This is a genomic window from Noviherbaspirillum sp. UKPF54 (genome assembly GCF_007874125.1).
Taxonomy (GTDB): domain Bacteria; phylum Pseudomonadota; class Gammaproteobacteria; order Burkholderiales; family Burkholderiaceae_D; genus Noviherbaspirillum.
In genome coordinates this window covers 2,881,370-2,893,468 of sequence record NZ_CP040128.1, presented here as the reverse complement: position 1 = coordinate 2,893,468, position 12,099 = coordinate 2,881,370, and the positions used below count along the sequence as shown (strand labels likewise).

Genomic DNA, 12,099 nt, shown 5'->3' with positions numbered 1-12,099 from the left:
CGACCGGCCTGTTACGCACATCTGCCTCCCTTTGGGGCTGCAGAATCGAGGAGGATAGTGTTTTCTATTGTCCATCTGTAAGAAACTGCCCGCTTGTTATTTCAGAAACGGCTTTGCCTGAAATTCACGCAGGCCGGTATTTATGAAATGAGTTCTAGTAGAATGCGGCACGTACTGCGATATTTGATAATTGGTCTTTACAATACTCTTGTCGGTTATTTAATTTTCTATCTTGTTAACCGGGTATTGGGCTCTGTAGCCCATTATTTAGTGACTTTGGGTATAACCTATTTGTTTTCGATTACCCATGCATATCTTGGTCAACGATATATCGTTTTTCGCTCAACCGCTCCATGGCGCCAAGAATATTGGCGCTTTTTTCTGGTTAATCTAGGTGGAATGATGGGCAATGCTTTAGTTTTGAGTTTGTTTGTTGAATCAGGTGTGGAGGTGATGCCCGCACAAGCGGCCTCGGTAGTAATTATTACCGCTCTCACCTATTTAGGGCACAGATATTTTTCTTTCAGGTAAACATGAGTGAGTTCGTTTTCGGCGACGAAGGTGTTAATAGGAAAAGGCGGGTTTCAGTTGTTGTGCCAGTATTTAGGAATAGTGAGACGGTCGAGGAGACCTGTCTGCGAATTCTTAAAGTTCACGCGCAGAGTTTTCCTCATTTAGATGTCGAAGTAGTATTTGTGGATGATGGTTCCAATGATGGATCTTGGGATGCTCTTCAACGCGTTCGTGCCGAGCATCCGCAGTATGTGAGTCTCGTTAAACTTTCGCGAAACTTTGGACAGGTTAATGCGATCCTGGCCGGCTACGAGTCAGCGCGGGGCGATGCAGTTATTACGATTTCAGCGGATCTACAAGATCCTGTCAGTCTTATGGCTGAGATGGTGGCTCAATGGGAGCAAGGGCAAGAAATTGTAATTGCACACCGAGCAAGCAGAGACGATGATGCAGCCGCAACTGTGTTTTCTCGAATTGCGTACGGATTTGCACGTCGCGCAAATCCGCGAATTCCCGTAGGGGGGTTTGATTATTTGCTCTTAAGTCGCCGTGCTACCGACGTGCTTCGGTCATTCCATGGCAGACATCGCTTTTTTCAGGGAGACGTTCTTTGGCTAGGATTGCCAACGACATTCATTCCTTATACAAGAGAACGTAGGCGCCATGGAAAGTCGGGCTGGACATTTGCAAAGAAGTTCAAATATTTTACAGATTTAATTCTGGACTCATCGTATTTGCCTATTCGGATGATGTCAGCGCTTGGGCTCCTAACGGCTTCCGGTGGCCTGCTATATGCCTTGGTCATTGTGGCTGCATGGTTCCAACACCAAACACCGTTTTCTGGCTGGGCGCCAATTATGGTAGTTCTTCTGTTTGTCGGTGGTTTGATCATGATGATGCTCGGGGTAATCGGAGAGTATCAATGGCGTATCTACGATGAGGTAAAAAGGCGGCCTTTATATATCATCGAACGCCAACTTCTGGCTACTGACCCATGCGGATCGCCACTTTCTTCTTTGGCTATTGGGTCTAACTTGCAATGAGAACTATTGAAAAATGGATTCTCGTAGCAGCGAGCGCAATTCTGGTCATCAGCGTTGCCAATTTTTTCTATCGTACAACAGCATTAAAGCATCTCGACTCGGTCTTTCTGTTTGAAAGCACCTTAAACATTTTAGACAGTGGACGACCTGTATCTCAAACGGTAAGCACATATGTAGATCTAAGAGAAACATTTGAGGCTCCAATTGAGAAGCTGTGTCAATCAGATTGGGAAAGAAAGACTCTATCTCCGTACAATGTTATTAACAACCATGCCTATTTTGCGCTTTATCCTATCGCGCTTCTGGCTAAGGCGGTAGGCCCAGAGTCTTCTTTTGCCTTCTTAAACGCGCTGGCGCATATTCTGTTACTAGTTGTTCCTTTCTTCTTTTTAAGATCTCGAGGGATCGGTATCGGGCCAAGTTTTATTTTCACGGTATGCATTGCTCTCTATCCGGCTTGGTCGAATTCCAGTGTGGGTGATTATTACCTTGATAGGCTTTATATGCCGTTTGCACTATTGTCACTTTGCTTCATGCATCGTGTAGTGCAAACAGCCAAGGGCCAAACAAATCCATATCTCTTATTAGGCATGGTTGCGTCAGTGGTAGCCGCCGCCGCGTTTACGGAACGCGCTACGCTTATGATGATCGGAACAGTTGCCTTTTTTCTGTTTTTCTTTCCTCAAGCGAGGAAGAATGCTGTCGTCAGAAATATTTTGCTATCGCTTCTGGTATTACTTGGAGCTTACCTTTTCATATACTTCAAATTCTTTTTCGCTGGACTGGAAGAGGGCGGTGGACTTTTATCGAAAGCGCTTACCACATTTAGCGACCCATCAGGACGGTTCCATGCGCCGGGATGGTCAGCTTTCATTGCGGTTAACGTGCTCTTTCTTGGATTGTTCATTCCATTTGCTGGTGCTCGGTATATTGCTCTTGCGCTAGGTGCAATTGCGCCAAACATATTGATTTCCATTGGAGGCGCGGAGCTGAATGGGTGGACTACTCATTACCATGCGATGTACATGCCCTTCATTATCTTTGTGGCGATGATAGGTTATATCCAGATCTTGAATCGTTTTCATGGTCGCGCTTCGAGATTTCTATTGTTAGTAGGAATTGTTGCGTTTGTATCTACAGCAAGTGCACGAATTAATCCTTTTACTGGAGGATTTGAGGACCCTTCATTTGCATCAACAAAAGATAACGTTTTCGCAAAAATGTATCGTTTCTACTTTAGGCCGGATAAGTCCTACGAGAGAGTTGCATTAGATGCGGTAAAAACTCTTGATGTGGATATTCCACCAAAAGTAAAGGTTAGTGCTATTGAGGGGGCAATGCCAGTACTGTACCGATCAAGGTCCCTTTCACTGTATCCGATCGATATATATACATCCAATTATGTTGTGATTTCGGGCGCAGTTAACAATGGCAGGGTAAGCACGGTAGCTGGAGCTATCACATATCTTGGTACGAACCAGTTAGAGACGTTGAACAGATGTTTGCTGCAGAAAATGATAGAAAAAGGCTTCTTGTTGTATAGAGCAGTACCAGCTGTTGGATTGCTAATCTTTAAGCGCGTGTAGTACGACCGACTCGGCCATAAAAGCTCAAAACGGAAGAAGAAAGTAATGAAGCGTAAAGTCATATGCGTTGTTGGAACTCGCCCAGAAGCCATCAAAATGGCACCCGTAATCCTTGCATTAAAGAAGAGCGCTGATATTGATTGCAGGGTGCTCGCGACGGCCCAGCATCGGCACTTACTCGACCAGGTTCTTCGTGTCTTTGAGATCGAACCTGATATTGACTTGGACATCATGCGTCCGAATCAGGCACTGATCACGTTGACTGCCCGGCTGCTGCTTGATCTCGATGATGTATTGCTGGCAGAAAAACCTGATGCCGTTTTGGCCCAAGGGGACACCACGACTGTGATGACGGTTGCATTGGCCTGTTTCTATCACAAGATACCTTTTGGCCATATCGAGGCAGGGTTGCGTACCGGTGATATGGCCAACCCTTTTCCCGAAGAGATGAACCGCGTTGTTGCCGGACGTCTGGCGAAGTGGCACTTTGCTCCAACAGAAAGCTCGCGCCAAAATCTTTTGAAAGAAGGGATTGACAACCGAGATATTTTTGTTACTGGCAATACCGTAATCGATGCATTGCTCAGCGTCGCAGAGCGAACTACCGAGTTGCCGTTCGATCTCGCTCCCGGGTTACGTACTATTCTCGTTACTGCACATCGGCGGGAAAACTTTGGTGCACCTTTCGAAAACATTTGTCGCGCCATTCTTGCGCTCGTGGAGCGGAATCCTGACACTCAGGTAGTCTATCCTGTGCATCCCAATCCAAACGTGAAGGATGTTGCGTACAATATCCTTGGAAATCACCCTCGAATCAAACTTTGTGACCCGCTGGATTATCTGCCGTTCGTAGAAATGATGAAGCGCTCATATTTGATTCTGAGCGATTCCGGTGGGGTGCAAGAAGAGGCTCCGGCCTTAGGTAAACCCGTACTTGTCCTTCGGCACGAGACTGAACGACCAGAGGCCGTCCAAGAGGGAGTGGTACGTCTGGTCGGGCCGGATTTTTCCGAGATCGTCAGGCAGGCCCAGACGTTGCTGGATAATGAAGCGGCATACAGGCAAATGGCGCGAGGCGTTTCGCCATACGGCGACGGACACGCCGCTGCTCGAATTGCCGGCATTCTGCGTGAGCACTTCGCTGTATGCGATTGATATACCTGTCCCCGGTCCCTTGGAACAGCTTTTCGCAGCGTCCCCATGAATTGATCAGGTATTTTCACGCGCGCACCGGTGGGGAAGTTTTGTGGATCGATCCTTATCCGACGCGCTTGCCGGCTTTGTCCGACTTGTTTAACAAGCGTCCGACTTCAGCTTCGGCAGGTGATATGACGCCCCGCTGGATAAACGTGGTAAAGCCTACGGCTCTCCCGGTCGAGCCGCTTCCATTTTCAGGCAATCTCAATAAGATGTTATGGCGCCCGGTGCTAATGGAAGCGGAGCGCTTCGCTGACGGTTCCACAATGCTCGGGATCGGAAAGCCCAGTGAATTGGCCTTGACCCTTCTCGCACATAAGAAATTCGCGTGTTCATTCTACGATGCGATGGACGATTTCCCGTCTTTCTACACAGGATGGTCGCGCCGGGCAATGTCGCGCCGGGAGCTTATGGTATTGCGCGGGGTGACTACCGTGTTGGCTTCATCGTCCGCATTGCGACAGAGGTTGGCTCATTTGTCCGAAGATGTGCGCCTGGTGCTCAATGCCTGTGCGTCGGATAGGCTGCCGGCCACACCGATAGCTAGGGACAGAGATTTTGCCAGCCCACCCACAATCGGATATGTTGGCACAATTGCGCAATGGTTCGATTGGGGGCTCCTGCTTGCCCTTGCCGGCGCACGCCCGGATGCCAAATTCCGTTTAATAGGCCCGCTGTACGGACAGGTGCCTTCCGCACTACCGCGTAATGTGGTTCTGGAACCGCCACTACCTCACAACAATGCCTTGATAGCGATGATGCAATTTGATGTCGGATTAATTCCCTTCAAAAAGACGTCGCTTACCTCGTCGGTTGATCCGATCAAATATTACGAATATCGTGCTCTGGGCGTGCCGATTCTGAGCTCGAACTTCGGGGAAATGAAGCTTAGGGGGAAGAAGGATGGCGTCTGGTTGGTCGACCATGACTCGGATTTGAAAGCGGCAATTGATCAGGCGCTGGCAAGCCGAACCACTGAAGCAGAAATTGCATCCTTCCGACATAGCAATTCCTGGGAAAAGCGGTTTGATCAGGCGGGAATTTTCTCGTGACACGTAAAGGAAAGGCTGTGCGGGCCTCGTTAGTTATTTGGGCTCAGCATTATTTACTCAGTAGTCGGGTTTAATCGCAGAATTTATGTCGATTTCGGACTAAATTAAGTAGCATTCCATATGATGCAGATTAGTTGCGCCGTTGTTTGTTATCAGAATTCACCGCAGCAAATTACTGGCCTATTGAGTAGCCTCGTTGCGTCCGCTGACTCAACGTCAGTGAGGCTTTCAGTGGCCGTAATCGACAACTCCCCGCGCAATAAACTCGCTGAAGCCGTGCAGAAGTTCGGAGTCGCCTATGTCCATCTGCCCAGTAATCCTGGATTCGGCAAAGCTCATAACCTGGCAATTAACAACGCCTTGGCAATGCAAACGTCGTATCACCTCATCCTAAACCCTGATACGAACTTTTCATCCGACGTCATTACGACCCTTGTGAATTTCATGGAAAATCACAAGGACGTTGGTTTGGTAATGCCAAGTATTCGCTATCCCGACGGGCGCACGCAATATTTATGCAAACTTCTGCCTACACCAGTTGATTTATCGATGCGCCGTTTTTTTCCACGGCTTTATGAACTCTGTGGATTCCTTGCGCGATATGAGCTGCATCAGAGTGGATATGACAAAGTCATGGACGTCCCTTCGCTGTCCGGCTGCTTTATGCTGATTCGTACTTCGGTGTTCCGCGAGGTGGGATGTTTTGATGAGCGTTTTTTCATGTATCTAGAGGATGTGGACCTGTCCCGGCGTATTGGCAAAGTCGCCCGAACTGTTTTCTTCCCCCATGTTTCGATCACGCATGAATACGTGAAGGGCTCCTACAAAAACTGGAAACTGCTATTCAATCATGTGAGATCGGCCATTCTCTATTTCAACAAATGGGGATGGTTTTTCGATGCTGAAAGGAAAGCGATAAATCGCCGCGCGCTGCAGGAAATTGAATCGATAAAGACGTCGATTGAATTACAATGACGCCCGGGCATTAGCGGAATAACAAAAATGTTTTCTTTCCTTGCCAGTTTCCTGTTCGGGGCAATTTTTACTCTTCTTATCATCAAGCTGGCCCAAAAATATCAAGCTGCGCTGGACAAGGATTTGTTCGGTGTGCAGAAGGTGCATACACATGCCGTCCCAAGGATTGGCGGGCTGGCAATCTTTTGCTCGGTGTTGTTGGCTGGGGCAATCGTTATGTGGCGCCTGCCAGCGAACGCACAACTCGGGGTGCTGCTGCTGATTTGTGCATTCGTGGCATTTCTCGGAGGGATCGTCGAGGATTTCACGCAGCGCGTGAGCGTGCGGCGTCGCTTGGCGTTGACGCTACTTGCGGCATTAATGGGGTATTTCTTTCTCAGCGCACGTGTCACCCATGTTGACTTCCCTGTCGTCGATCGGTTGCTACAGTACATATGGATTTCCCTGCCGCTGACAGTCTTGCTGGTGGCCGGCATCGCCAATGCAGTTAATCTCATTGATGGATTCAACGGGCTGGCAAGTGTCGTCAGCATCTTCATGTTGCTGTCGCTGGCTTACGTTTCCCTGCAGGTGGGGGACACGTTTGTGCTCACCATGGCGCTTGTCGTCGCCGGTGCCACAGCCGGCTTCCTAGTATGGAATTATCCTGGCGGGTTGATTTTTCTCGGGGATGGCGGCGCCTACTTTCTGGGTTTTACATTGGCGGAGCTGACAGTGTTGCTGGTCGCTCGCAATCCCAAAGTGTCACCGTGGTACGCGGCCTTGTTGCTCATCTATCCGGCGTTTGAAACGGTATTTTCCGTTTACCGTCGCTTTGTCTTGCGCAGGCAATCACCGGGAATGCCTGACGGTATTCATTTGCATAGCCTGATTTTTCGGCGCGTGGTGTCATGGGCGGTAGGTGAACGAGATGCGCGAGCATTGACCCGACGTAATGCATTGACCTCGCCGTATTTGTGGCTGTTATCATTGCTGGCCGTCGGCCCAGCAACCCTGTTGTGGAAGCGCACTTGGCTGCTGATGCTGTTTTGCCTGTTGTTTGTCGTGACGTATGTGTGGCTGTATACGCGCATCGTCCGCTTTAATGCCCCTCGCTGGCTGATTTTTGGGCAAAAAAAGACGCAAAAAGCACTGGAACCCTGACATGCTTACTCTTTCCCCCACCATCTTCAAAGCCTACGACATCCGCGGCATCATTGGCAAAACCCTGGACATCGGCATTGCGCGCCAGATCGGCCAAGCCTTCGGCACCGCCGCCCGCATCAAGGGCGAGCAAACCGTGGTCATCGGCCGCGACGGCCGCCTGTCCGGCCCCGAACTGGCCAAGGCCCTCGCTTCCGGCTTGCAGCGCTCCGGCATCGACGTCATCGACCTCGGCGTGGTCGCCACCCCGATGCTGTACTTCGCCACCCACGTGCTCGACGCCCAGTCCGGCATCATGGTCACCGGCAGCCACAACCCGCCCGACTACAACGGCTTCAAGATGGTGCTGGCCGGCGAAGCGATCTACGGCGACACGATCCAGGGCTTGTACCAGGCCATCGTGAAGGGCGACTTCGCCCAAGGCAACGGCAGCTATCGCTCCCACGACATCCGCCAGGCCTACATGGAACGCATCGTCAGCGACGTCAAGATGGCGCGGCCGATGAAAATCGCCATCGACTGCGGCAACGGCGTGGCCGGCGCCTTTGCCGGCGACCTGTACCGGGCATTGGGCTGCGAGGTGCGCGAATTGTTTTGCGACGTCGACGGCCATTTCCCCAATCACCATCCCGACCCGGCCCACCCGGAAAACCTGCAAGACTTGATCCGCTGCCTGACAGAAACGGATGCCGAGATCGGGCTGGCCTTCGATGGCGACGGCGACCGGCTGGGCGTGGTGACCAAGGATGGGCAAATCATTTATCCGGACCGGCAATTGATGCTGTTTGCGCAGGATGTGCTCACGCGCCATCCCGGGCGCGAGATCCTGTACGACGTCAAGTGCACGCGCCACATCGCGCCCTGGGTGCAACGGCATGGCGGAGTGCCGCTGATGTGGAAGACCGGGCATTCGCTGGTGAAGGCGAAGATGCGGGAAACCGGCGCGCCCTTGGGCGGCGAGATGAGCGGGCACCTGTTTTTCAAGGACCGCTGGTACGGCTTTGACGATGGCTTGTATGCCGGGGCGCGGCTGTTGGAATTGCTGTCGCGGGTGGCCGATCCGTCGGCGGTATTGAATGCCTTGCCGCAAGCGGTGAGCACGCCGGAGCTGCAATTGAAGCTGGAAGAGGGCGAGAACTTTGCGCTGATTGCCAAGCTGCAGAAGGAAGCGCAGTTTCCGGGGGCGCAGCGGGTGGTCACGATCGACGGCTTGCGGGTGGAGTATGCGGACGGCTTCGGGCTGGCGCGCTCGTCGAACACGACCCCGGTGGTGGTGATGCGCTTCGAGGGCGAATCGGACGAGGCGCTTCAGCGCATCCAGAATGAATTCCGCACGGTGCTGCGGGCGGCGAAACCGGATGCTGTGCTGCCATTCTAAAAGCGGTTGATGAAAGCTGATTTGCAGTGAAAATTCTGATCGTACGGGTATCGTCGCTGGGCGACGTCGTACACAACATGCCGATGCTGGCCGATATCCTGCGCCATTATCAGGATGCGCGGATCGACTGGGTAGTGGAGGAAGCTTACACCAGCCTGGTCAGGTTGAATCGCGGCGTGCGCAACATCATTCCATTCGCATTGCGCCGCTGGCGCAAGAGCCTGTTTTCTGAAAAGACACGCGCTGAAATGCGTGCGTTTTACCAGGCATTGCGCGGCGAGTCCTACGACGTCGTGTTCGATACCCAGGGCTTGTTCAAGACCGGCGCGGTGATGCGCATGACGCAGCTTGTGCCGGGAGGGCGACGCGTCGGGCTGGCCAATGCGACGGAAGGCTCTGGCTACGAAGCGATATCGCGCATATTTCATACAGAGAGCATTCCGCTCGATCCGCGCACGCATGCCGTGCAACGGGCTCGCCTGGTGGCTGCGGCCGCGCTTGGCTACAAGGTCGATACCCCGGCGGACTTCAATCTGGATGCGCCGGATGCGTCGCACGCGACATGGCTGCCGGACCGGCCTTACGCCGTTTTCTTTCATGGTACGGCACGCGATGCGAAGCGCTGGGATGATGCCCGCTGGGTGCAAATTGCGCGCGGTTTGCACGCGCGTGGCTTGCAGATATTGCTGCCGTGGGGGAATGATCAGGAAAGGCAGGCGGCGGTGCAGCTGGCATCCCAGATGGAAAATGCGCAAGTGTTGCCCAAGCTACCGATGATGGATGCCGTTATCCTCGCGCAACGTGCCACGCTCGCTGTTGGCGTCGATACCGGTCTTACGCACATTGCCGCCGCGTTCAATCGGCCCACCATCGAGTTGTATTGCGATTCACCGCGCTGGAAAACCGAGGGGAACTGGTCTCCCAACATTATCAATCTCGGCGATCTCGGCAATCCGCCGACTGTCGAGCAGGTCGAAGAGGCCATTACGCGCCTGCTCGGCCCCAAGCATGCACCCGCACCGGCCGACACGGCATAATAGCGGTCATGGAACAGCAAATTCTCGAAATCGACGGCGCTGACTGGCAAATCGGCGCACCTCAGGATGCCTGGATTCACGCGCTGGAAGCCGGCAAAGTCTTGTATTTTCCGCGCCTCGGCTTTCGCCTGACGGAGCAGGAAAAACGTTTCCTGACGCCGGAAATCCGCGATCCCAAGACGCGCAATATCAGCCTCGATGCCAATGGCGCATTGAAAGGGGCAACCGGCGATGCCGCGACGCAGAAGGAACTGGCCGCGATGATTGGCCGTTTTCGTACGCAGGCGCAAACCCTGATTCATTCGCTGCTGCCGCGTTATACGAGCGCGCTGCGCCTCGCGCCGACCAGCTATCGGCCGTCGCAGGTGGAAACCCGCGCGCAGTCCTGGCGGGCTGACGACCGCCGTTTGCACGTCGATGCCTTTCCGTCGCGCCCGAATTACGGCGAGCGCATTTTGCGCGTCTTTATCAACGTTAATCCGAACGGGATCCCGCGCGTATGGCGCGTCGGCGAGCCGTTTGAAACCGTCGCCAAACGTTTTCTTCCTCGCAGCAAACCCTATTCGCGCTGGCAGGCAAAGGCGCTTCACGCATTACATGTAACCAAGTCGCTGCGCAGCGAGTACGACCACCTGATGCTGCAACTGCATGACGGCATGAAATCCGACCTGCAGTATCAAAAGGAAGCACCTCAGGTCGAAGTGCCGTTCCCGCCCGGCTCGGTGTGGGTGTGTTTTTCCGATCAGGCTTCGCATGCCGTCATGTCCGGGCAGTACATGATGGAGCAAACCTTCCATCTGCCGGTCGCCCGGCAATACGATCCCGATGCCAGCCCGCTGGCGATCCTGACGCGGCTGACCGGGCGCAAGCTGATCTGATGCGTTTTCTCTATTCCGTTGCCTGGTGGCTGGCGCTGCCGCTGGTGCTCGGCCGTCTGTGGTGGCGCGGGCGCAAGGAGCCCGGCTATCGGCAGCACATGGCGGAGCGCTTCGGATTCTACGGTGTGCGGGCCACGAACATGCCGTTGATCTGGGTCCATGCGGTATCCGTTGGCGAGACGCGCGCAGCCGAGCCCCTGATCGACGCTTTGCTGCGTGCCTACCCGGCCCACGGCATCCTGCTCACGCATATGACGGCAACCGGGCGGGAAACGGGGCGCGCGCTCTTCGGCAAATACGGCGCGCGTGTTGTCCAGAGCTTTCTGCCCTACGACACCGGCTGGATGGTGGGGCGGTTTCTGCGCCACTTTGCTCCGCGGCTGTGCGTACTGATGGAGACGGAAGTCTGGCCGAACGTGATGGCGCAGTGCGCACGGCACGGTGTTCCGGTCGTGCTGGCGAACGCGCGCCTGTCGCAACGCTCCCTGGCCAAGGCGAGGCGGCTTTCCGCATTGATGATGGAAGCGGCGCGCCGTCTGACCTGCGTGGCGGCGCAGACCGAAGCTGATGCCGTGCGCATACGGCAGCTCGGCGCGCCCGATGTGCAGGTTACCGGCAGCATCAAGTTCGACGTGACGCCGCCGTCGCAGATGATCGCGCAGGGCGCAATGCTGCGTGCCCGGATTGGCCCGCGCAAGGTGCTGTTGTGCGCCAGTACGCGCGAAGGCGAAGAGACGTTGATACTCGATGCGCTGGGCGGCATCGATCTGGGCAATTCGATGGTCGTCATCGTGCCGCGCCATCCGCAGCGTTTCGACGAGGTCGCCAGCATGATTGAATCGCGTGGTTATACCTTGCAGCGGCGCTCGGCGCTCGGCGACAAAGTCGTTGCACCGGCTGTGCAGATCCTGCTGGGTGATTCGATGGGGGAAATGTTCGCCTATTACGAGGCATGCGACGTGGCATTCATCGGCGGCAGCCTGTTGCCGCTGGGAGGACAGAACCTGATCGAGGCATGCGCGGTCGGCAAGCCGGTACTGATCGGGCCGCACACCTTCAATTTCAGCACGGTCAGCGACGATGCGATCGAGGCTGGTGCGGCGCGGCGGGTGAATGATGCGCAGGCAATGATCGATGGCGCCTGCAAGCTGCTGCGAGATGATTCCGAGCGTATGCGCATGGGGCAGCAAGCGCTGGCCTTCGCACGGCAGCACCGCGGCGCGACTGCGCGGACGATGGCGCTGCTTGGGCCGTTGATCCGTTGAACGAGTTCGAAGAAAAAAGCTTTCGCTCAGAG

11 protein-coding genes are annotated in these 12,099 nt (G+C 54.1%); all 11 read left to right on the top strand.

Annotated elements, in window-relative coordinates:
- Positions 1-93 precede the first annotated feature (93 nt).
- The 11 genes from FAY22_RS13325 (at position 94) to waaA (ending at position 12,067) form a co-directional block, all read left to right on the top strand.
- The gene (locus FAY22_RS13325; protein ID WP_146330657.1) at positions 94-531 is read left to right on the top strand and encodes a GtrA family protein; all 438 of its coding nucleotides are present in this window, start codon (positions 94-96) and stop codon (positions 529-531) included.
- Between the two features lie 2 nt (positions 532-533).
- Positions 534-1,556, top strand: coding sequence for a glycosyltransferase family 2 protein (locus FAY22_RS13320; protein WP_146330656.1), 1,023 nt, complete (start codon positions 534-536; stop codon positions 1,554-1,556).
- Positions 1,553-3,142, top strand: coding sequence for a DUF2079 domain-containing protein (locus FAY22_RS13315; protein ID WP_146330655.1), 1,590 nt, complete (start codon positions 1,553-1,555; stop codon positions 3,140-3,142). The genes FAY22_RS13320 and FAY22_RS13315 overlap by 4 nt, the downstream gene beginning before the upstream one ends.
- Before the next feature lie 45 nt (positions 3,143-3,187).
- Positions 3,188-4,297: a non-hydrolyzing UDP-N-acetylglucosamine 2-epimerase gene (gene wecB, locus FAY22_RS13310; protein WP_146330654.1), complete on the top strand. Its 1,110-nt coding sequence runs from the start codon at positions 3,188-3,190 to the stop codon at positions 4,295-4,297.
- Positions 4,288-5,391 carry a glycosyltransferase family 1 protein gene (locus tag FAY22_RS13305; protein ID WP_146330653.1) on the top strand — a complete coding sequence of 368 codons (1,104 nt, stop codon included), beginning with the start codon at positions 4,288-4,290 and terminating at the stop codon, positions 5,389-5,391. The genes wecB and FAY22_RS13305 overlap by 10 nt, the downstream gene beginning before the upstream one ends.
- 120 nt (positions 5,392-5,511) lie before the next feature.
- Entirely contained in the window at positions 5,512-6,366 is an 855-nt protein-coding gene (locus FAY22_RS13300; RefSeq protein ID WP_146330652.1) for a glycosyltransferase family 2 protein, read from the top strand.
- Between the two features lie 27 nt (positions 6,367-6,393).
- A complete protein-coding gene (locus FAY22_RS13295; RefSeq protein WP_146330651.1) occupies positions 6,394-7,509 on the top strand; it encodes a glycosyltransferase family 4 protein in 1,116 nt (371 codons plus the stop codon).
- Between the two features lies 1 nt (position 7,510).
- A complete protein-coding gene (locus tag FAY22_RS13290) occupies positions 7,511-8,887 on the top strand; it encodes a phosphomannomutase/phosphoglucomutase (protein WP_146330650.1) in 1,377 nt (458 codons plus the stop codon).
- Positions 8,888-8,913: 26 nt separating this feature from the next.
- Complete coding sequence (waaC, locus tag FAY22_RS13285) at positions 8,914-9,924, top strand: lipopolysaccharide heptosyltransferase I (protein WP_146330649.1); 1,011 nt, start codon at positions 8,914-8,916, stop codon at positions 9,922-9,924.
- An 8-nt stretch (positions 9,925-9,932) separates the two neighbouring features.
- Complete coding sequence (locus FAY22_RS13280) at positions 9,933-10,802, top strand: Kdo hydroxylase family protein (protein WP_146330648.1); 870 nt, start codon at positions 9,933-9,935, stop codon at positions 10,800-10,802.
- Positions 10,802-12,067, top strand: coding sequence for a lipid IV(A) 3-deoxy-D-manno-octulosonic acid transferase (gene waaA / locus FAY22_RS13275; protein WP_146330647.1), 1,266 nt, complete (start codon positions 10,802-10,804; stop codon positions 12,065-12,067). The genes FAY22_RS13280 and waaA overlap by 1 nt, the downstream gene beginning before the upstream one ends.
- The last annotated feature ends 32 nt before the right edge of the window (positions 12,068-12,099 follow it).